The organism is Pandoraea capi (assembly GCF_902459735.1).
GTDB classification, from domain to species: Bacteria; Pseudomonadota; Gammaproteobacteria; order Burkholderiales; family Burkholderiaceae; genus Pandoraea; species Pandoraea capi.
In genome coordinates this window covers 53,701-74,258 of the sequence record NZ_CABPRV010000005.1, presented here as the reverse complement: position 1 = coordinate 74,258, position 20,558 = coordinate 53,701, and the positions used below count along the sequence as shown (strand labels likewise).

Genomic DNA, 20,558 nt, shown 5'->3' with positions numbered 1-20,558 from the left:
TGCAGGGGATTAATCTCGACTATTTTCGTCAAGTATAAATTCCCTACGAATTTAGTCAAGTACTTCTGGCCCATTTTTTGCGGAAGTTCCCCTATCCGTCCGGGCAACTTCCTAAACTTCTTATTTTTCGGGACGAGGGTCCATCCGCGGGGAGCGCAGAGGGAACAGCAGTACCAGAGGATTGCGCAGCACGGCGCGCCAGATGGCACGGTGAATTTGCCGACGGTCGCCCAATCGCAGTGGACGCGATCTGAGCGCCATGTGGAATGCTAACGCAAAACTGACACCCACGTTGAGCAGGGCCATCGATCCGACGCCCGCGACAGCCAGCCAAAGCGCCGAGTCATGCAGCACCGGCAGGCCCAACACCCCGATCGACGTCGCGATCGAACCCGTCGACAGCGTCACGTGCCGGACTTCGAAGGGCAGCGCGAAAGCCGTCAGAATCGCCGGCACCAGGCCCAGCATGAAGCCAAGCGTCAGATTGCCCAGCACCGGCGCAATGTGACGCCGACACCAGTCTGCCAGCCTTGCCGCTCCGTTTCGCCCGAAGACGAAGCGCAAGCGACGGTTGTAGGCGAGGACATCGCCGATGCCATGCAACGCGAACCAGTTATCCGCCCAGCCCGAAATCAGGCTGGAGCACCAAAGCAATACGCCGGTCAGTGCCGCAAAGAACGGCGTCACCCCCAGGATCGAGAACGAATGCAGCGTTGCCTGCGCTTTTTCCGGCGTGATGGTGTTGACCCCCAACGCTGCCGACACGGCCCACTGCACCAGAAAACAGAACGGGAAGACCATCGCCAGATTGCCGAAGATGGCCGCGGCCTGCGTCCGCACAAGTGCCAGGACTTCGCCAACGAAGGCGTCCATACCGGCCGGCGTATCGACGTCGTCGAGCTTGCTCGCAATCGCCGGCGCCGTCATCGCAGGCTGCTTGGTCGCCAGCGTGAAATGGCAGAAGTGCATGAACAGGAAGCAGATCGCGTAGTTCGCGCCGGCAAGGAAGCCCTCGACGACCGTCGGCAGATGCGCCCCCGCGATCATGAACTTGATGTAGACCGTCACGACGGTCACCAGACCACCGCCGCAGGCCATTTTCAGCATCGAAAAGTATTCGCCGCGGTTCCTCGCGATGTAGTGCTCACCGGTCTCAGCGCTACGCTCGACCACCTTGCGCGCCAGCAATCCAAACGAGGTCCGCGCCAACTCACCGACACTCTGGCTTGCCTTGTTGGCCCGCACCAGATCGGCGAGAAGACGAACGCGAGCAACGGCCCTATCGCCGCGGTCGCCGTCCGTCAGCCAAGCCTCCAGCAGACGCTCGAGCCGTCGAATTCTCGCTTTGGCACGCTCGACCTGAAACACGATGTCAACGCTGACACCGTTCTCGTCGAGATGCGCATACACCTGCCGCACGGCGAGGCCGCAATTGTCCAGTAGTGCGCGAAAGACATTGATCTGTTGCACGAAAATCTGCGATGGCGGCGCCCCATGCGCGAATGCCTGACCGGCATCTTCGAGCGCCTGCATGGCGCGTCCGAGCCGGTAGAACGGCGAATCGTTGACGCGCGAATATGTCAGACGCGAACGCACCGCCTGCGACAGTCCGGTCGATGCAATCTGATCAACCAGATGATGCATTGCGGCGAGCAGATCCTCGGCGAACGGGTTCCAGTCGGCCTCGGCGTCCTCGTCCTCGCCGTAATGCAGCAGCGCGATGAGATCCCCCAGCAGTTCCGGCGGCAACGCGCCAATCCAGTCGGCCGCGTCGCCGTCGGGAAACATCAGCGAGCACAGCGCCGAAAGGTCGCGCCGCGTTGGCGGCGGCGGGATCAGCGCCTTTTCTATGCGCTCGACCAGCGCGCCCCAGAATCCCGGACGCACCGGCATACCGGTATCGCAGAGGAGCGAAATCGCGTCGCTTTCATTAATGACGCTACGCAGCGTGCGCGCCACTGGCAATCGCCACTGCGGATTGCGATCCAGCATTTGCAGCAGATAGCGCAGGCGCGTATGCGGACGATATCTCGCCGCCTCCCCCTGCTCCCGCGCGTCGTTCACCAGGGCGCCACGCTTCTGCACCCAGTGCGCCAATTCGATCAGCCATTGGTTGCGGACCGCCAGCGGCGCCGAAGGATCGGCGTGTGCGAGCAGTTCGTCGAGTTGATGGCCAGCGTGACGTGATGCACGCCATTTACGCCAGTACGAATTGAGCGAATTGAACATCGGTGAAAGAACGCGCGAAGAAAAAACGGGAAATGATCGGGATCACGAAAAGACGAAATTCCACGCGGCGCGAGCGACCTCTCGCATGCGGGGCCAGCATCATAGCCTTGAAAGCGGATTTCCCGAAACCGTCATGCCGACATTGATCAGTCCGCACCCTGCTCATCGGGCGCTGCGTCTCAGGCGCTCAACGCGCCTTTCCCAAATGCACGAGCAAGCCATCGAGACCATCTTCAATATAGTCGAGCACGGTCTCGAAACCTTGTGCGCCACCGTAATACGGATCCGGCACTTCCGTGGCGTCGTGATGCGTCGCAAAGTCCATCAATCGCACAATCTTGTGACGATACTGAGCCGGACATCGCGCCACCAGGTCGGCAACGTTGGCGTCGTCCATCGCGACGATCCAGTCGAAGCGCTCGAAATCGTCAGCCTCGACGAGACGCGCCCGCAACGCGCTCAGGTCGTAGCCGCGACGCTGCGCGGCGTCCTGTGTCCTGGCATCGGGCGCGTGACCGATGTGATAGCTGTGCGTGCCTGCCGAATCGACGTCGACGATCTCAGCCAGACCGGCTTCCGCCAAACGGTGACGAAAAATGCCGTCAGCACTGGGTGAACGGCAAATGTTGCCCATGCAGACAAATAAGATTGATGTCTTTTTCATTGAGATCAAATATACAAAACCCACGCGCTCAGCAACAGTTGCAAGAACGTTCTGTTGCGACCTAATGAGGTCAACTCACTTATCCGTTTTGCACACGATGGGCCTGCGCCCCGCAAGCGCGACATACTGAAATAGCACACGATGCGAGAATAACTGCAGGCATCGTCGGCTACCGGGAAGATCCGGCGCTCTGACAGTCAATGGGGTGGTACGGCGACTATCTTACCGAAACGGTATCTGACACCTAGCGAAATGCCTGCGACGACCGACACGGTGAGCATCTGCACGCAACATCTGATATTGATAGCCTCGATGAACTTTTTGCATCAATGCATGGCAATTGAGCCCGCAGGCGCGCACCGTGAAGCAAAAAGGTAGAATCCCGCCTACTTAAATTCAGACTCCCGAACCGGTTCGCGGAGAATAAGTGAATCTCCGGCGATGGCAAATACTTACTACAAGCACATCGACGGGCTGCGCGCGATTGCCGTTCTGTCCGTCTTTCTGTACCACTTGGGGTTTCCGGCGATGACCGGCGGATTTGTCGGCGTCGACATATTCTTCGTCATCAGCGGGTATCTGATCACTGGCATCATCCTGCGCGAGTTGCAGGAGACGGGACGCTTCAGTTTCGTCGCCTTCTATATCAGGCGCGCCAAGCGCATATTCCCCGCGCTCGCCTGCACGCTGCTGGTGTCATTCTGCATCGGCGTCTGGCTACTAGTCCCCGCAAAGTTCACCCCGTTCGGTGGCACGTTGGCCGCCGCGGCAGCTTCCGTGTCAAACATCTTCCTGCTCAAGCAGGCCGGGTACTTCGACATCTTCTCGAAGTCCAATCCGCTGCTCCACACCTGGTCGCTCGGCGTCGAGGAGCAGTTCTACATTTTCTGGCCGGTGCTGCTACTCTGCGCGCACCGACTGGTGAAAAGACGATGGGCTGCACCAGTTGTCATTGCGGTCGTCGCGGCCGCAAGCTTCTACCTCAGCCTGCACCACCTCTCGACTCATCGAACTGACATTTATTACCTCGTCCAGTATCGTGCGTTCGAGTTTTGCATCGGTGCGGCCGTGTTATGGCTCCCGAGGCTTGAAGTCACCCGCAAGCGGCGGACGCTCGAAATACTGTGCGCGCTCGGATTCGTTCTAACGGTCATTGCGCTCGTCACCTACAACGAGTCCACCGTCTTCCCGAGCTACAACGCCATTCTTCCCGCCGTTGGCGCTGCCCTTCTGATCTATGCCGGCGAGGCGAAGTGGAGCGGCGCACTGCTGCGTTGTCGCCCCGCCGTGTACGTCGGCCTCGTCAGCTATTCACTCTACCTCGCGCACTGGCCGTTGATCGTATTCGTGAAGACGTTCAACGAGAATATGGACGGCACATATGCGCTCCATGAGTGGCAGCCCACAGGCATCTTCGTTGCTGCGATCCTGATTGCATCACTGATGCACAAGTCCATCGAGCAGCCGGCACGTCATATGCGCACCTCGATGAAGCGGTCTCAGGCGATGTTTGCCGGTGGATGGATCGCAGCGCTCGGCTGCATCGGCGCATTGGGGGTTAGTGTCTATCTCAGCACGGGCTGGCTATGGCGTGTGGACCTGCCCATTGCACTGCGCAATACCGCTTCGATCAACGAGTTTTCGACGAAGTATTGGGGCGGCGCGGGCTTCGAAGGTGGCCTGATTCACCAAGGCAAAGATGCCGCGCCAAACATCGTCATCATGGGCGATAGCCATGCTGGCATGCTATTCACCGGCATGGTCAACGAACTCGCCAAACCTTTTGATCTGACTGTCTTTAGCGCTACAGGCGGCGGTGGAGGGAAATTCGATTCCGCCCTGTTACTACCCGGCACGACGCGTCTCGCCGAAAACCAACCGTCCTTCGACGCATCGACCCGGTCTGCGAATGCAGAAGTGTTGCAGCAATTGGCGCGCTCTTCGAGTTCCGTGTTCATCTACTCGGCAGCCTATACCGGGCAGCTCCCGGAGGCCGCCGATCTCGTCACCCACAAAGCGTGGGATATTCGCCCGGACCGCGATTTGGAGTCATCAAAATATGCTCCGTTCGTCGCCGCACTTGAACGCATGCGCATTGCCCTTGACGGAAGAAAATTCATTATCGTCGGAGATGTGCCGGGCTCGTCGAAATATCGGGTGCTGTCCTGCGTCGCGCATTTGAAATGGTTCCCGCGCCCTCTCTGTTTGCCCGAACAATCACGGCTGGAACATCAGGCAGCCCTCAATGTCAACAAGGTGCTCAGAGCTTACGCCGAGACTCACCGCGGTGTCTTTTTTATCGATCCATATGATGCATTCTGCAACGAGACTACCTGCCGCAATGTCGACTCAGATGGGATGCCACTCTATTCGGACATCCATCATTTGACACAGGCCGGTTCAGCGCTGCTTTTTGCCAGAATTAGTGACCACATCATGCGCATTATCGGGAAACAATCGGTCTCCGCGAACACGGAAACGCCCCGGTCGACGCCTATGGCAAATTGAATTGGCATCCGTATGCTGCAGCAATGCTTGTGGGTTAACCACACAGACAAACCGTGCGAGGGCTGTTTCGTAAGAATCAAATACCCAAAGTGCCCCCGCCCACCTAACACGATCAACGACTTACCACGTTTTTTGCCACCAATCTACGCATTGGTTTCAACATCAACCGGATAGACAATCCCCCCGAAAGGAAAGAAAATGTGGCCCAACACACGTTAGATTTTCTTTCCATTTCCAGCATGGAAATCGCGCACTGGATCAGGGCAAGCCGGGAGGCCGCCCAACTCAAGCAGGACGACCTCGCGGAAAAACTCAAGAAAACGCGGGGTAACATCTCCGCATGGGAAAACGGACGGCATGAACCCAGCTTCAGCCAAATACTTGAAATCTCGCGTATCACGAAGCATGCAGTGCCAATCCCCGGACTGGGGAGCTCACAATTTGAAAACGATCCAGCCCCGACGCCCGGACATCGGCGAGTGCCCCTGGTTGACCGTACATGGGTGGCACAAATGAGCCAGACGACTGAAGCATTTGTGCCGTTCCCGCCGAATGTTGCATTGGCTCATCTGCTCACAGACGTTGAACTGTCGGACCATGCGTTCGCCCTCAAAGTCGAGGGCCGCTCAATGGAACCTCAGTTCCACGAAGGAGACCATCTGATAGTCGACCCGGCGATGGCACCGCTGCCCGGTGATTTCGTTATCGCCACGAGCGATCACGAGGTGGCGACACTCAAGAAGTACAGGCCGCGAGGCATCAACGCGAGTGGACATGATGTGTTTGAACTAGTACCGCTCAACCAGGATTACGCGACCATCAATAGTGAGTACGAGAAAGTGGTAATCATCGGCGTTGTCATCGAGCACCGACAGGTATTGCGCCGGTAGTTGAAAACGCCTCGGCGTCCCGATCAATTGCGGCACGACGTGACAAGCCTCAATTGATGACACGCCTACGCTCATTCCAACCCGTTCATCTCTCAACACTGCGCGCTCGTACAAACGCGCAATCCAAGTACCCAGAATGCGATCAACTCTTACAAAACATAAAATTTTCGCGGCACTTCTCGTCGTTCTACTTATTGGGTTGTTCGCCTACAACTTCAATCATGGAGAGCGAATTCAGTTTCAGGATGGACTTGGATGGGATGGCTCACTGTATGCCGGCTGGGCCCAAACAAACTCGAAAGAGCTCATCCTGAGCAAGACGGTGCCGGCCTATTACGTCGGGCGGCTCCTTCCTTCCGTGATCATTCACAACGTCAGTGGTCTGCTGCACTACGACATTAGTTACCCTGTACGCGTCATCCACGCGTTTTATATCTATAACTTTGGCCTTCTCCTGATTGCAGGATTCTTTACCTATCTGATCGGGCGTCATTTCGAGTGGCGCTTACCTACCTATTTTCTCGCCGGCACTGCGCTTTTCATCAACTACCCTGTTCTGAAAAATGCTTCGTACAACCCGACCCTGGTCGACATTTCGGCATACGTGATCAGCCTGGTAATTTTCTACTTCTATCTTCGCGATCGCGTAGCGCCCCTCGCGCTTTCCATCATCATCGGCGCATTCATCTGGCCGACGCTGCTCTACGGCACGATACCGCTTCTCGCATTTGGCAAGGCCCCCTTCAAGAGTGATCGCGTCAAGATCCCGGCCAACGTTCTTGCCCTCCTCATCCCGGTTCTCTGGATGGCGCTCGCTGGATACCTCTATTTTTTCGAAGGGCTGCGTCAGCAGAACGGCACGACACCGATTCGCATGGCGCTCTTTCCGGCCAGTGTAATTCTGCTGATGGCGTACATGTATTTCGTGGTGCGTCCGTTTACCGATGTCGGTGCCTGGTTTTCGGCGCTGCGAGTCGTGCGCTGGTATCGCGTGGCCCTGGCTGCAATCATTTTTGCGATCATCAAATGGGTCATCGGCACCGTTGCGGCTCAGGGCGGCGACCCTCTGACGATTACGTCCTACATCGGCCTGCTTACCCAAGCCTCCGTCGCGAATCCGCTTGTCAACGTGATCGCACACGCGCAGCATTACGGGCCCTTCTATGTCCTCGCCATCATTTTGTGGCCGCAAGTCAGTTCGATCGTGAAAGAGCAAGGCGCCGGCCTCGTCTTCTATGTAGCGCTTTTCGCACTGCTTTCGGCGGGCGCCGAGTCGCGCCAGTTCATCAATGCGTGGCCGATCGTCGCGATCATTGTTTGCGAGGCGTTGCGCCGTCGAATGGGAACCGCTGGAGACTGGGCCTTCAACTACAGTATCCTCGCCATCGCGCTTGTGGTCTCTCGTTTCTGGCTTGATATCAATGTCGGCCCATGGACAGGCAAATTGCTCGAATTCCCGGATCAGATGCTTTTCATGTACACCGGCCCATGGATGTCAAATCGCATGTATGAAGTATTCGTTGCCGTGACTGTTTTGATGACGGTTGCGCTGATCGCACTGTTGCGCAATCTTCAGCCGAGCGCTGCCGGCAATCGATCGCCCCAACACTGAGATACGCCGTGAAAAAACTCTCGATCATTGTTCCAGTTTATTTCAATGAAGGATCGTTGCCGGATCTCTTCACAAAAATGGGCGGCGTCCGTAAAGAGCTTGCCGCCCGCGACATGGAGCTGGAACTGATCTTCGTCGATGACGGGTCTGGCGACGGTTCGCTCGCCTTGCTCAGGCAGTACAAATCCATGCAACCTGACGTCCGCGTTATCAAGCTGAGCCGCAATTTCGGAGCTATCAGTGCCGTAAAAACGGGGGTGACTTACGTTACCGGGGATTGTTTCCTTTTTCTCGCGGCGGACTTGCAAGACCCTCCTTCGCTGATTCCGGAAATGGTCGATCACTGGCTGTCCGGGAAGAAGTATGTGATCTGTGCTCGAACCGATCGCGAAGATCCGCTTTCATCAAAGCTTTTCGCCAAGATTTACTATCGAATGCTGAGATCCTTCGTGATCGCGTCCTACCCGGAAAAAGGATTCGATCTTGCACTGATGGACGCAATGTTTTTGCCGTACTTGAGAGACAGCGGAAAGCACGTCAATTTCCCGCTGTTCCCGTACTGGCTCGGCATCGAGCCTTATGTGATCCATTACAAACGCATTGCGCGCGAACACGGCAAATCGAGATGGACTTTCGGCAAGAAGCTGAAACTCATGATTGACTCGATATTTTCGTTCTCTTTCGCACCTGTCAGAATCATTTCTTTCACCGGTGCGACGGTCTCTTTTTTCAGTTTCGCCTACGGAATACTCGTTGTTATCAGTGCGTTGCTGGGCAAAGTGGCAGTACCAGGCTTCGCGACGATTGTCTGCCTGATTTCATTTCTGCTGGGCCTGATCATCGTCATGCTCGGCATTATTAGCGAGTACGTGTGGAGAATTTTTGATGAAGTCAACAAGCACCCGTACTCCGTGGTGGAAGAAGTTTTTTAGCCGGGAGTTCGCCCGCTTCCTCTTGGTTGGGGCGACTAACACCGGCTTCGGGTACGTGATTTATGCGGTATGTTTGACGTTCGTAGGATATAGGTTGGCTTACACAGTATCCTTCGTTCTGAGCGTGATCTTTTCATATTGGTTGAACTCGCACTTCGTCTTCAAGGTAAAGATGTCGGTGGCGGGACTGTTGAAATTTCCGCTCGTGTACGTGGTTCAGTATCTGGTCGGCATCGGACTGATGTATGTGCTCGTCGGCAAGCTGCAGCTCTCACCTTACCTGGCGCCAATTGCCGTTGTCGTGCTCACGATTCCGATCACTTTCCTGATGTCCCGAATCCTCATCAGGGGAAGTCTTTCGGGTTGAGTGACACGGCCGGAGACGGCGCCCGCTGCCGTCTCCAATGCTCTGATCCCCGCGCGGGCTCCGTTCCCCCTATATGCCTCAAACTCACGCAGAATCGAGCCGACCAAACGCGCGATAGAATTTACATACGCTATCGGCAGTTATTCTCGCACCCAATGGATCGTTAATCCGTCAAACGGGTGTCGCATCCGTTATTACCGCCCTTTGCGCTAAACAGCGGAACACTTACTTTGCGCCCGGCACACTGCCTCCCTTCGGCCCCAGTTCCGCCTCGCTGGCACCGTCGGTGCCGAACACGAGCGCCTTGACGTGCAGCAACTGGTCGCGCACCTTCGCGGCCTTCTCGAACTCCAGGTTGCGTGCATGCTCCTGCATCTGCTTCTCGAGCTTCTTGATCTCGCGCGCCAGTTGCTTTTCCGACATGTCCTGGTAGTGAGCCTGCTCCTTGGCTTCCGCCAATTCCGCCTTGGCGTCCTGCGGATCGTAGACACCATCGATGATGTCCTTGATGCGCTTTTTCACGCCCTGCGGCACGATGCCGTTCGCTTCGTTATGCGCCATCTGCTTCGCGCGGCGGCGCTCCGTCTCGCCGATGGCGCGCTTCATCGAATCGGTCATCTTGTCTGCGTACAGGATGGCCGTTCCGTTCACGTTACGTGCCGCCCGCCCGATCGTCTGAATCAATGACCGCTCGGCGCGCAGGAAACCCTCCTTGTCTGCATCGAGAATCGCAACCAGCGACACTTCCGGAATATCCAACCCCTCACGCAACAAGTTGATCCCAACAAGTACGTCGAACGCGCCCAGACGCAAGTCGCGAATAATCTCTACGCGCTCAACGGTGTCGATGTCACTGTGCAGATAGCGGACCTTTACGCCGTTGTCCGACAGATACTCGGTCAGTTGCTCCGCCATCCGCTTCGTGAGCGTGGTCACCAGCACACGTTCCTCGACCGCCACGCGCTTGTTGATCTCCGACAGCACGTCGTCCACCTGGGTACGCGCCGGGCGGACATCAATGATCGGGTCGATCAGCCCGGTCGGACGCACCACCTGCTCGACCACCTGCCCCGTACGCTTCGCTTCGTAATCTGCGGGGGTCGCCGAGACGAAGATGGCCTGACGCATCTTGCGTTCATACTCGGCAAACTTGAGCGGACGGTTATCGAGCGCCGATGGCAAACGGAATCCGTAATTGACGAGGTTCTCCTTACGTGCCCGGTCACCGTTGTACATGCCGTTGAACTGACCGATGAGCACATGTGACTCGTCGAGGAACATCAGGGCGTCCGGCGGGAGGTAGTCGACGAGCGTCGGTGGCGGCTCGCCCGGTGCGGCGCCGGACAGATGCCGCGAGTAGTTTTCGATGCCCTTGCAGAAACCCAGCTCCTGCAACATTTCCAGATCGAAGCGGGTACGTTGTTCAAGGCGCTGCGCCTCGACCAGCTTGCCGTCCTTATAGAAGAAGTCGAGCCGCTCGCGCAATTCGTCCTTGATCGTCTCGATCGCCCGCAACACCGTATCTCGCGGCGTCACGTAGTGTGAGGACGGATACACCGTGAATCGCGGCACCTTCTGACGCACACGCCCCGTGAGCGGATCAAACAACTGCAACGAGTCGACTTCGTCGTCGAACAACTCTACACGCAAGGCCAACTCGGCATGTTCAGCCGGAAACACGTCGATGGTGTCGCCACGAACGCGGAACGTCCCTCGGCCAAAATCCGTTTCGTTACGCGTGTACTGCATCGCAATCAGACGGGCGATGATTTCGCGCTGCCCCAGTTTGTCGCCCTGGCGCACGGTCAGGATCATCTGGTGGTACTCGCTCGGATTACCGATACCGTAGATGGCCGACACCGTAGCCACGATCACCACGTCTCGCCGCTCAAGCAGACTCTTCGTCGCCGACAGACGCATCTGCTCGATGTGCTCGTTGACCGACGAATCCTTTTCGATGAAAAGGTCGCGCTGCGGAACGTACGCTTCCGGTTGGTAGTAGTCGTAGTACGAGACGAAATACTCCACCGCATTTCGCGGGAAAAACTCGCGAAACTCCGAATACAACTGTGCCGCGAGCGTCTTGTTCGGCGCGAACACGATAGCGGGACGGCCCAGACGAGCAATGACGTTGGCCATCGTGAACGTCTTGCCTGAGCCCGTCACGCCAAGCAGGGTCTGAAATGCCAGCCCGTCCTCAATGCCCTCCGCCAGTTGCGCGATGGCCGTGGGCTGATCGCCTGCCGCAGGAAACGGGCAGTAAAGCTGATAAGGCGAATCCGGGAACGTGAGGAACTTGCTTTCGTCGAGATCGGTGTCAGCCGCAGGGGTCATGGCGGGGGCGCGAACATGAGGGACGTAATCTGGCATTCTAGCGCGTCGGACGATTCCCTGACGCCAATGGGTTACGTCGAGGGGTTCCCCGGGCTTTCGTCAATTTCTGGCAATACGTGGCACTTTTTGTGCCGAAAAGGCACGATTTCGTGCATTACGGGCCGGTGTTTACCACAAGGGCGGGTAATCTTCGCTAAAATAGCCCGCTGGGCCGATCCTGCGTAAGTTGCGGCCGTCCCGCTGCATTTTCCTACTACCTGCCTCGAGCCGTCGAAATGACCCTCTTTTCCGCTGTCGAACTCGCCCCGCGCGACCCCATTCTTGGTCTGAACGAAGCCTACAACGCCGATCACCGCACCGATAAGGTGAACCTGGGCGTCGGCGTGTATTTCAATGCGGAAGGCAAACTGCCCCTGCTCAAGGCTGTGAAGGCAGCGGAAGAACAACGTGTGGCCGCCGGCCTGCCGCGCGGCTATCTGCCGATGGAAGGCATTGCCGCCTACGACAAGGCCGTGCAGGAAATGCTGTTCGGCAAAGAATCGCCGGTGCTGGCCGAAGGCCGTGTTGTGACCGCCCAGGCGCTGGGTGGCACGGGCGCACTGAAGATCGGCGCTGATTTCCTGAAGCAACTGAACCCGAACGCCACGGTCGCGATCAGCGATCCGAGCTGGGAAAACCACCGCGCCCTGTTCACCACGGCCGGCTTCAACGTCGTTTCGTACCCGTACTACGACGCCGCATCGCATGGTGTGAACATCACCGGCATGCTCGACATGCTCGGCAAGGAACCGGAAGGCACGATCGTCGTGCTGCACGCTTGCTGCCACAACCCGACCGGCGTCGACCTGACGATGGACCAGTGGGCGCAAGTCGTGGAAGTCGTGAAGGCCCGCAAGCTGGTGCCGTTCCTCGACATCGCCTACCAGGGCTTTGGTGACGGCATCGATGCCGACGCCGCTGTGGTGCGTCTGTTCGCCGCGACCGGCCTGAACTTCTTTGTCTCCAGCTCGTTCTCCAAGTCGTTCTCGCTGTACGGTGAGCGCGTTGGCGCCCTGTCGATCGTGACGGGCAACAAGGACGAATCGGCCCGTGTGCTCTCGCAACTCAAGCGCGTGATCCGCACCAACTACTCGAACCCGCCGACGCATGGTGGCTCGGTGGTCGCCGCCGTTCTGGGCAACGCCGAACTGCGCGCCCTGTGGGAAGAAGAACTTGCCGAGATGCGCGAGCGCATCCGCGCCATGCGTCTGGCACTGGTCGAGAAGCTCCGCGCCCAGGGCGTGGACCGCGATTTCTCGTTCGTGATCAAGCAGCGCGGCATGTTCTCGTACTCGGGCCTGACCGCCGACCAGGTCGAACGTCTGCGTGAAGAGTTCGGCATTTACGCCGTGAGCACCGGCCGCATCTGCGTGGCTGCGCTCAACGACAAGAACATCGACCACGTGGCATCGGCCATCGCGCAAGTACTTCGCTAAGCCCTTGAGTCGCACCCAATGAGAAAGCCCGCCACTCGGCGGGCTTTTTTTATCTCTCGCATTGTTGCGTCGCAGCAACGATAGTTAATAACAATGACCTGAATAAGCTAAAACTATCGAGATGATGCGGAAATGCCATATATCAGGGTTATGCTGCGTTGCACAGCCGCGATAAACGGTTGCATAATTCCCCCCATCATCCGCCTCAGGGCACACAACATGCTGTATCAGATTCATGAGTACAACCGTGCGTGGCTGAATCCCCTCACCACGTGGGCAAAGGCGGCGGCGACGACTTTCGTCAACCCGGGCAGCCTGCTTGCCATGATGCCGGGCGCACCCCGCATCGCCGCCGGATACGAACTCCTCTACCGGCTCGGCAAGGATTACGAAAAGCCCGAATTCAATATCAAGGCAGTCGAGGTCGATGGTCACAACATCCCGGTCGTGGAAATGACCGCGATGGAGAAGCCGTTCTGCCGCCTGCTGCGTTTCAAGCGCTATGCGGACGACGCCAGTGCTGTCGGGCAGCTCAAGGACGACCCGGTCGTGCTGGTCGTGGCCCCGCTGTCTGGCCACCACGCTACGTTGCTGCGCGACACGGTCTCCACGCTGCTCAAAGACCACAAGGTGTACATCACCGACTGGGTCGACGCGCGCATGGTGCCGCTTGAAGCGGGGGCGTTCCATCTGGACGACTACGTTGCGTACATTCAGGAATTCATCCGGCACATCGGCGCCGAGAACCTGCATGTCATTTCGGTCTGCCAGCCGACGGTGCCGGTGCTCGGCGCAATCTCGCTCATGGCGTCGAACGGCGAGAAGACGCCCAGGACCATGACGATGATGGGCGGCCCGATCGATGCTCGCAAGAGCCCGACGGCAGTCAACTCGCTGGCAATGAACAAGTCGTACGAGTGGTTCGAGAATCACGTGATTCACGCGGTGCCGGCGAACTATCCCGGCGCGGGCCGACTGGTCTACCCGGGCTTCCTGCAACACGCGGGCTTCGTTGCCATGAATCCGGACCGCCACCTGAAGTCGCACTGGGACTTCTATCTGGATCTGATGCGCGGCGATAACGACGATGCCGACTCGCACCGGCGCTTTTACGACGAGTACAACGCCGTGCTCGACATGTCGGCCGAGTACTACCTCGATACCATCAAGACGGTGTTCCAGGACTTCAGTCTGGCACGCGGGACGTGGGACGTGGCCGGTGAGCGAGTGCGCCCGCAGGATATCAAGACCACAGCCCTCTTCACCATCGAAGGCGAGCTGGACGACATCTCGGGTAGCGGTCAGACGCAAGCCGCGCACGAGCTGTGCACCGGGATTCCGGCCAAGCGACGCGCGCATTTCACCGCGCCGAAGTGCGGGCATTACGGGATTTTTTCCGGCAGCCGCTGGCGTAACGTGATCTATCCGCAGATCCGCGACTTCATTGCGAAGCACGCCTGAGCGTCGTGCTCTGATCCCCGTTCGCGAATCCTGACAGTCATACCAAAACCGCCGCGTGAGCTTCGGCCCACGCGGCGGTTTTGTTTCCAGGCCAGACGCCTAAGCCGCAGGGTGCGGCTGGACGGTCATCGCGTACGCAAAGAATCCAGCAGCATCTGCGTATTGAACGACGAGTACGTCTTTCGCGCCTCGTCGCTCATGACATCGCGTCCCATGACGATGGAAAGCGTATGCCGGTTCGACATCACGTAATAGCCCATTGCGGAAATCGTCACGTAGAGGTCGACAGGGTCGATGCCATCTCGAATCTCCCCGCTGATCTGGCCCCGCTTGAGGGTCTGGGAGAGCAACTCTACGATCGGCGAGACTTGCTGACGAATCTCCGTCGACTGACGCATCGACTTCGCCTCGTGCAGATTCTCGTTGTTGATGAGCTGGATCAGTTCCGGATGGTCGGCGTAATAGTCCCACACGAAGTGGGCCAGTTCCGCCACGGCATCGAGCGGTGCCAGCAGGTCGAGCTTCAGCCCATGTTCGGCACGGTTGAACTCGCCATAGACCTCTTCGAGCACCGCCAGATATAGCTGGTCCTTGTTGCCGAAGTAGTAATAGAGCATGCGCTCGTTGATCTCGGCTCGCCGTGCAATGCTGTCCACGCGCGCACCACTCGAACCACGTTCCGCAAACTCCTCGATCGCAGCGGCAAGAATCCGCTGGCGGGTGCGTTCCGGGTCACGTTTGATCTTGGTTTCTAGTGTTGTCATGATCGGCCGGTCGTTCTCATCGGGCGGAATTATGGCACAACGGTTTCAGTGTTTCTGCAAAATGCAGGATAATTCGACTTTCTGCCGAATCCTCCACAAAAGACGTGTCCGAAGTCAGCGCGCTCGCTCAGCGCATCGATGCCCTATTGCCCCAGACGCAATGCACCAAATGCGGTTACGCCGGTTGCCGTCCGTACGCCGACGCCATCGCCAGCGGGCAAGCCAGCTATAACCAGTGCCCGCCCGGCGGCGCCGAAGGCGTGGAACGTCTTGCGAAACTGCTCGGCCGCCCCGTCATTCCGCTTAATCCGGAGAACGGCGTCGAGCGCCCGCGCCCTCGTGCCGTCATCGACGAGTCATTGTGCATCGGTTGCACATTGTGTATTCAGGCCTGCCCGGTCGACGCCATCGCCGGTGCCGCAAAACTGATGCATACGGTGATCGCCGATCGCTGCACGGGCTGCGATCTCTGCGTACCGCCCTGCCCTGTCGACTGCATCGAGATGGTTCCGGTCACGGGGGAGCGTACGGGCTGGGATGCCTGGTCGCCGGCGCTGGCCGACGAGGCACGCACCCATTTCGACGCGCATCAGGCACGTCTGGCCAAAGACAAAGCCGAGCGCGAGGCGCGTCTCGCCGCACGGACAGCGCGTGTCGAACCGGGTGCAGCGGGTGCACCGACTCCACCCGCCACGCCCACCGCGTCGCCAGGAAACACGGTCGCAACGCAATCCACGCAAACTGCTGCGTCCATACCGGTGGCACCACAAGACACTTCGCAAACGCCCCCGGCGGCCGATGATGCTGCGGCAGCCGCCGCACGCAAGCAGGCGATCATTCAAGCGGCGCTGGAACGCGCCCGTCAGAAGAAGGCGGCACTGGCTGCCGAAGGTCTTGGCCCGAAGAACACCGAAAATGTCTCCGCATCGGTGCAGGCACAGATCGACGAGGCGGAAGCGCGTCGCAGGCGACTGGGGCTTGAGATCGACAGCCCGGACAACGACAAGGCCTGAACGAGCGGCACCACGCTTGGACGCCATCCCCATCAATAACAAGACAGACGCCACCCCACACGCGCCCCCGCCATGAACGACGCCAAACGCCGCGCCCTGTTCGAGACGCTGCAACAGCTCAATCCGACGCCGACGACCGAACTGGAATACACGTCGCCATTCGAACTGCTGATCGCCGTGCTGCTCTCGGCGCAGGCTACCGACGTCTCCGTGAACAAGGCGACGCGCAAGCTTTACGCCGTGGCGAACACCCCGGCCAAGATGCTTGCCCTCGGCGAAGCTGGCGTGTCTGATTTCATCAAGACGATCGGCCTGTATCGCACGAAGGCCAAAAACGTCATCGCGACCTGTCAGTTGCTGCTCGATGTGCATGGCGGTGAGGTACCGCGATCCCGCGAGGCGCTGGAATCATTACCTGGGGTTGGCCGCAAGACCGCGAACGTCGTACTCAATACGGCGTTTGGCGAGGATACGATTGCCGTCGATACGCATATCTTCCGTGTCGCCAATCGTACCGGGCTGGCGCCTGGCAAGGATCCGCTGGCCGTGGAACTGGCGTTGGAGCGCTTCACCCCGCGCGAATTCAAGCACGACGCGCATCACTGGCTCATTCTGCACGGCCGCTACGTATGTAAGGCACGCAAGCCGGAGTGCTGGCACTGCGCCATCGAACCGCTGTGCGACTTCCGGCCCAAGACGCCCGCCCCAAAGGTCTGATACGGCACCGGCGACGCGTCACGGCACAACGTACCCACGCACGAACCTTGAAACGACAACGGGCGGCCCGATAGCGGGACCGCCCGTTTTGTCTTGCGCTCGCCCACGAAATGCGGCGGCGTACGCAGACAGCGTGTTAGATGATGCGTGCCGCTTCGTCGAACGACAGACGCGGATTGCGGGGGAACAGTTTGCTCTGATCGCCGTAGCCCAGATTACAGATGAAGTTCACACGCCACTCAGTGCCAGCAAAGAACGTATCGTTGACCTTCTGCGCGTCGAAGCCGGCCATCGGACCGCAATCGAGGCCCAGTGCACGTGCTGCGAGGATGAAATACCCACCTTGCAGCGAACTGTTCATGTGCGCCGCGCCGGCAGCCTTGGCGGCGTCCCCCGAGAACATCGGCACCATCTTTTCAGCACCGTTCGGGAACAGCTTGGGGAGATGTTCGTAGAACTTCAGGTCATAAGCGATGATCGCCGTCACCGGTGCGGTACGCGTCTTGTCGACGTTGCCGGGCGCCATGCACTCGAGCAGCTTCGCCTTGGCTTCCGGACTCTTCACGAACACGATACGGGCGGGCGTGGTGTTGGCCGAGGTCGGTCCCCATTTCACGAGGTCATAGAGTTCGCGCAGCGTTTCGTCGCTGATCGGCTTGTCGAGCCACACGTTGTGCGTGCGGGCATCGGTGAACAGTTGGGCGACAGCTTCTTTGGCAATGGTGCTCATGACGGATGACCTCTGGTGTTGAACGTCGAACGAATGGCAAACGATGGGCGATTGTACCGTCGTCGCATGGCAGGCGCTCGCGAGCCAAAAATCGCAGAAGGATCAGGCACTTGCGGTGTTCGCTGTGTCTGCCGACGCACCAGGGGCCGAAAGCCAGACCACGCCGGCAAGAATCAGCGCCCCGCCGCCCAACTGCGCGACGGTGAGCGTTTCACCCAGCAGCATGGCCGCGAGCAGCACGGTCACCACGGGCTCCAGCGTCGAGAGCATCGAGGCACGTCCGGCGCCGAGGCGCTGCAAACCGGCGAAGAACGTCAGGATCGCGATGACCGTCGAGCACACGGCAATTGCGGTGAGCGCGGCCCACCCCATGGCGCCGTCCGGCCAGTGCAGCGGCAACCCATGCCATGCCCGAACCGCCGCGATCGCACCAAACGACACCGTCGCCGCCAGGCAGACGAGCGTGGCAGTCGCCCGGGCATCCACGCCGCGTGTCACACGCGCGCCGACGACGATATACCCCGAATAAATCAAGGCCGACGCCACAGCCAGCGCCATACCGAGCGGTTGGCCGTGTCCGCCCCCGACCGTCAAGGCCGTGCCAAACGAGCACAGCACCAACGCGCCGATCTTTACCGGGGTGAGACGTTCATGCAGAAAAATCGCGGCCAGAATCGTTACGAAAACGGGGTACAGATACAACAGCAATGCGACGAGCGAAGCCTGCGCATACTGGAGCGCCCCGAAGAAACAAAGCGATTGCCCCACGTAGCCAATGCCCCCCATCAGGGCGATATGCAGCGACTGACGCCGCGAAGGGAAACGCACCTGCTGTATCCGGCACCAGACGAGCAGCAACACCGTTGCCACGAAAAAACGGAACAGCAGCATCGCGAACATGTCGGCACCGGAAGCGGCCGCGCCGCGCGCAAAGATGGCCATGGCGCCGAACGCCGCCGCCGACACCGCAATCAGCGCAATGCCGCCGCGTGCGGATGGCGCTGGTGACATAGGCACGGGCGGCGCATCGCCAAGCGCCGGGGGAATGACTGGGCTGCGGGGGCTTTGCGGCATGATTGAGCAAATTGAGCGACAATACGGCGTGTTTTTCTTGCGTTATCGGCGTGATCCGGTCATTCCCGGACCGCCGGGCAGTTTGCGGCAATACGCGCGCTGCGGCTCCCCGCAGGCGGATGCGCCATTGTAGTCACGGTAAGGCACGCCGCAAGATGCCCGAAAAAAGAACCCCCACGGAGTCCCCATGTTCAATCCGAGCCGCGACGAAGTCCGGCAATTCTTCTGCACCACCTGGCAAAAGCAGCGCAGCGGCGGCATTCTCACGCCACTCGAAACGATTGCCGCCGACTGGATCCAGGAACATCCCGAATATCACGAAGCGCTCGCCGATACGGAAGACGCCAGCGGGCGCGATTACTCGCCGGAAGCCGGGCAGACCAACCCGTTCCTGCATCTGTCGATGCACCTGGCGATCAGCGAGCAGGTCTCGATCGACCAGCCGCCGGGCATCCGCGCGGCTTATGAAAAGCTGACCCATCGGCTCGACTCGCCGCACGAAGCACAGCACCGCATCATGGAATGCCTGGGACAAACGCTCTGGGAAGCACAGCGCAGCGGCCAACCGCCCGATTCAGACGCGTATCTGCAACGCATCGAACAACAGGCGTCGCGCTGAGCGAGCCCCTCGGCGTCACTCGGAACGACGGGAACCGCACCTACCGCAACCGACGCCGATGAATATGCGATAGACGTGATGCCCGGAAGGAAAGCAAACGACGGCTGCCGCTACGGCAACCGTCGTTTTTTTACGTCCGGCGCCATGACAGGCGCTCGCAAGCTTACTTCTTGGTGACGAGATCGCCCGGCAGCGATTCGATATAGGCCGAAATGTCCTTGAGTTCTTGCGACGTGAACGGACGCGGCTTGCCGTCCTTACCGATCGTCGCAGGATTGGACATGACCTGCGTCTTCATGATTGCGTTGCTGCGCCCATACACGGTGCTGGTTTCGTTCTGATACGCACGCAAGGCGTTATAGACGTAGTCAGCGTACTGACCAGCCAGCTTGGGGTATTCGGGGGTAATGGGCGCGTTCAAATTGGCGCCGTGGCAGCTCGCACACATTCCCTTGTCGACGAGCGCCTTGCCATTAGCGACGTTACCTGCGGCCATGGCCGAACCGCTAAGCGAAGCGAGCACCGCACCGAGCGTGAGCGACACCGCAGCAGCGGCCTTTGCCATCGAATGCTTCATCTTGTTCTCCTCAGCCACGCACGATTTACTTTTGGGGATTGACCGGCGACGACGCCGTCTGCGCAGCGTAGTACGCGGCGATGTTGACGATGTCCTGATCGCTCAGCGTCTGCGCAATGGCATGCATGGTCGAGAACTTGCGGTCGCCCTTCTTGTATTCGTTCAGTGCGTTCTCGATGTATTTGGCATTCTGCCCGCCGATACGCGGCACCCGGTAAACCTCGGGAAACGCGGTGCGATAGTCGGGAATGCCGTGGCAGCCAATGCACATGGCAACCTTGCTCTTCGCGGCGTCGAGATCGGGCTTGAGCTCTGCCGCATGCGCCGCAGACATCAGCGACGTGCTGCCAAGCGCCAGCGCCATCATCGTGAGGAACTTTTTCATGGTCTTCTTGGGAACGTTTTTGGTTGGAATACCGGCCCGCAACACGCAGGTCGACGTCCTGGCTCCAAGGCCGTCGACCCGTGAAAAAAGCAATCGATTGTAACCCACACCCTCGCGGGCGCAAACTCGGTGCTGACCCGCACAGTTCTCCGAAGTTTTTCCGCAAGCCTTTGATGTCAAAACACATTTTCAACGCCCGAGCGAGCC

18 protein-coding genes are annotated in these 20,558 nt (G+C 59.0%); 10 read left to right on the top strand and 8 right to left on the bottom strand.

The genetic code is table 11. The annotated features are described in order from the left end of the window. Positions 1 to 120: 120 nt before the first annotated feature. Both PCA20602_RS12175 and PCA20602_RS12170 read right to left on the bottom strand, forming a co-directional pair. Positions 121 to 2,229, bottom strand: coding sequence for a site-specific recombinase (locus tag PCA20602_RS12175; RefSeq protein WP_150721464.1), 2,109 nt, complete (start codon positions 2,227 to 2,229; stop codon positions 121 to 123). Positions 2,230 to 2,416: 187 nt separating this feature from the next. Further along, on the bottom strand, positions 2,417 to 2,893 hold the full coding sequence (locus PCA20602_RS12170) for a low molecular weight protein-tyrosine-phosphatase (protein ID WP_150721463.1): 477 nt from the start codon (positions 2,891 to 2,893) through the stop codon (positions 2,417 to 2,419). 441 nt (positions 2,894 to 3,334) lie between these two features. On the opposite strand from PCA20602_RS12170, the gene PCA20602_RS12165 reads away from it, so the two are divergent. From PCA20602_RS12165 to PCA20602_RS12145, 5 genes are all read left to right on the top strand, one after another. Continuing rightward, positions 3,335 to 5,401: an acyltransferase family protein gene (locus PCA20602_RS12165; RefSeq protein WP_150721462.1), complete on the top strand. Its 2,067-nt coding sequence runs from the start codon at positions 3,335 to 3,337 to the stop codon at positions 5,399 to 5,401. A gap of 200 nt (positions 5,402 to 5,601) precedes the next feature. Next, positions 5,602 to 6,291, top strand: a complete 690-nt coding sequence (locus PCA20602_RS12160) for a LexA family protein (protein WP_150721461.1) — start codon at positions 5,602 to 5,604, stop codon at positions 6,289 to 6,291. Positions 6,292 to 6,427: 136 nt separating this feature from the next. Then, complete coding sequence (locus tag PCA20602_RS12155) at positions 6,428 to 7,903, top strand: hypothetical protein (RefSeq protein ID WP_150721460.1); 1,476 nt, start codon at positions 6,428 to 6,430, stop codon at positions 7,901 to 7,903. 8 nt (positions 7,904 to 7,911) lie between these two features. Continuing rightward, entirely contained in the window at positions 7,912 to 8,835 is a 924-nt protein-coding gene (locus PCA20602_RS12150) for a glycosyltransferase family 2 protein (RefSeq protein WP_150721459.1), read from the top strand. Next, positions 8,789 to 9,202 carry a GtrA family protein gene (locus PCA20602_RS12145; protein WP_150721458.1) on the top strand — a complete coding sequence of 138 codons (414 nt, stop codon included), beginning with the start codon at positions 8,789 to 8,791 and terminating at the stop codon, positions 9,200 to 9,202. The genes PCA20602_RS12150 and PCA20602_RS12145 overlap by 47 nt, the downstream gene beginning before the upstream one ends. Before the next feature lie 225 nt (positions 9,203 to 9,427). Here PCA20602_RS12145 and uvrB read toward each other — a convergent pair whose 3' ends face one another. After that, positions 9,428 to 11,536, bottom strand: coding sequence for an excinuclease ABC subunit UvrB (gene uvrB / locus PCA20602_RS12140; RefSeq protein ID WP_150721457.1), 2,109 nt, complete (start codon positions 11,534 to 11,536; stop codon positions 9,428 to 9,430). Positions 11,537 to 11,811: 275 nt separating this feature from the next. On the opposite strand from uvrB, the gene PCA20602_RS12135 reads away from it, so the two are divergent. Then, positions 11,812 to 13,011 (top strand): amino acid aminotransferase, encoded by a 1,200-nt coding sequence (locus tag PCA20602_RS12135; protein ID WP_150721456.1) that lies wholly within the window; start codon positions 11,812 to 11,814, stop codon positions 13,009 to 13,011. Between the two features lie 219 nt (positions 13,012 to 13,230). Next, on the top strand, positions 13,231 to 14,472 hold the full coding sequence (locus PCA20602_RS12130) for a polyhydroxyalkanoate depolymerase (RefSeq protein ID WP_150721455.1): 1,242 nt from the start codon (positions 13,231 to 13,233) through the stop codon (positions 14,470 to 14,472). Between the two features lie 125 nt (positions 14,473 to 14,597). Here PCA20602_RS12130 and PCA20602_RS12125 read toward each other — a convergent pair whose 3' ends face one another. Continuing rightward, on the bottom strand, positions 14,598 to 15,236 hold the full coding sequence (locus PCA20602_RS12125) for a TetR/AcrR family transcriptional regulator (RefSeq protein ID WP_150721454.1): 639 nt from the start codon (positions 15,234 to 15,236) through the stop codon (positions 14,598 to 14,600). Positions 15,237 to 15,340: 104 nt separating this feature from the next. Between PCA20602_RS12125 and rsxB the strand changes: the two genes are divergently transcribed. Both rsxB and nth read left to right on the top strand, forming a co-directional pair. Next, complete coding sequence (gene rsxB, locus PCA20602_RS12120; RefSeq protein ID WP_150721453.1) at positions 15,341 to 16,249, top strand: electron transport complex subunit RsxB; 909 nt, start codon at positions 15,341 to 15,343, stop codon at positions 16,247 to 16,249. A 72-nt stretch (positions 16,250 to 16,321) separates the two neighbouring features. After that, complete coding sequence (gene nth, locus PCA20602_RS12115; protein WP_150721452.1) at positions 16,322 to 16,966, top strand: endonuclease III; 645 nt, start codon at positions 16,322 to 16,324, stop codon at positions 16,964 to 16,966. A gap of 136 nt (positions 16,967 to 17,102) precedes the next feature. Here the strand turns inward: nth and PCA20602_RS12110 are convergent, their stop codons facing one another. Both PCA20602_RS12110 and PCA20602_RS12105 read right to left on the bottom strand, forming a co-directional pair. Continuing rightward, a complete protein-coding gene (locus tag PCA20602_RS12110) occupies positions 17,103 to 17,696 on the bottom strand; it encodes a malonic semialdehyde reductase (RefSeq protein ID WP_150721451.1) in 594 nt (197 codons plus the stop codon). Positions 17,697 to 17,798: 102 nt separating this feature from the next. After that, complete coding sequence (locus PCA20602_RS12105) at positions 17,799 to 18,707, bottom strand: DMT family transporter (RefSeq protein WP_150721711.1); 909 nt, start codon at positions 18,705 to 18,707, stop codon at positions 17,799 to 17,801. A 250-nt stretch (positions 18,708 to 18,957) separates the two neighbouring features. Between PCA20602_RS12105 and PCA20602_RS12100 the strand changes: the two genes are divergently transcribed. Continuing rightward, a complete protein-coding gene (locus tag PCA20602_RS12100; protein ID WP_150721450.1) occupies positions 18,958 to 19,389 on the top strand; it encodes a DUF1841 family protein in 432 nt (143 codons plus the stop codon). A gap of 163 nt (positions 19,390 to 19,552) precedes the next feature. On the opposite strand, the gene PCA20602_RS12095 is transcribed toward PCA20602_RS12100, so the two are convergent. Together PCA20602_RS12095 and PCA20602_RS12090 are read right to left on the bottom strand one after the other, a co-directional pair. Further along, positions 19,553 to 19,966 carry a c-type cytochrome gene (locus PCA20602_RS12095; RefSeq protein ID WP_240493490.1) on the bottom strand — a complete coding sequence of 138 codons (414 nt, stop codon included), beginning with the start codon at positions 19,964 to 19,966 and terminating at the stop codon, positions 19,553 to 19,555. 25 nt (positions 19,967 to 19,991) lie between these two features. Further along, a complete protein-coding gene (locus PCA20602_RS12090; RefSeq protein ID WP_371442719.1) occupies positions 19,992 to 20,300 on the bottom strand; it encodes a c-type cytochrome in 309 nt (102 codons plus the stop codon). Positions 20,301 to 20,558: the final 258 nt, after the last annotated feature.

Bases quoted from the DNA above. Each gene is read 5' to 3' on its own strand.
- nth (WP_150721452.1), top strand. From the start codon at position 16,322: ATGAACGACGCCAAACGCCGCGCCCTGTTCGAGACGCTGCAACAGCTC.
- PCA20602_RS12125 (WP_150721454.1), bottom strand. From the start codon at position 15,236: ATGACAACACTAGAAACCAAGATCAAACGTGACCCGGAACGCACCCGC.
- PCA20602_RS12145 (WP_150721458.1), top strand. From the start codon at position 8,789: ATGAAGTCAACAAGCACCCGTACTCCGTGGTGGAAGAAGTTTTTTAGC.
- PCA20602_RS12135 (WP_150721456.1), top strand. From the start codon at position 11,812: ATGACCCTCTTTTCCGCTGTCGAACTCGCCCCGCGCGACCCCATTCTT.
- PCA20602_RS12155 (WP_150721460.1), top strand. From the start codon at position 6,428: ATGCGATCAACTCTTACAAAACATAAAATTTTCGCGGCACTTCTCGTC.
- PCA20602_RS12170 (WP_150721463.1), bottom strand. From the start codon at position 2,893: ATGAAAAAGACATCAATCTTATTTGTCTGCATGGGCAACATTTGCCGT.
- PCA20602_RS12095 (WP_240493490.1), bottom strand. From the start codon at position 19,966: ATGAAGCATTCGATGGCAAAGGCCGCTGCTGCGGTGTCGCTCACGCTC.
- PCA20602_RS12175 (WP_150721464.1), bottom strand. From the start codon at position 2,229: ATGTTCAATTCGCTCAATTCGTACTGGCGTAAATGGCGTGCATCACGT.
- PCA20602_RS12100 (WP_150721450.1), top strand. From the start codon at position 18,958: ATGTTCAATCCGAGCCGCGACGAAGTCCGGCAATTCTTCTGCACCACC.
- uvrB (WP_150721457.1), bottom strand. From the start codon at position 11,536: ATGACCCCTGCGGCTGACACCGATCTCGACGAAAGCAAGTTCCTCACG.
- PCA20602_RS12105 (WP_150721711.1), bottom strand. From the start codon at position 18,707: ATGTCACCAGCGCCATCCGCACGCGGCGGCATTGCGCTGATTGCGGTG.
- PCA20602_RS12130 (WP_150721455.1), top strand. From the start codon at position 13,231: ATGCTGTATCAGATTCATGAGTACAACCGTGCGTGGCTGAATCCCCTC.
- PCA20602_RS12165 (WP_150721462.1), top strand. From the start codon at position 3,335: ATGGCAAATACTTACTACAAGCACATCGACGGGCTGCGCGCGATTGCC.
- PCA20602_RS12090 (WP_371442719.1), bottom strand. From the start codon at position 20,300: ATGTCTGCGGCGCATGCGGCAGAGCTCAAGCCCGATCTCGACGCCGCG.
- PCA20602_RS12110 (WP_150721451.1), bottom strand. From the start codon at position 17,696: ATGAGCACCATTGCCAAAGAAGCTGTCGCCCAACTGTTCACCGATGCC.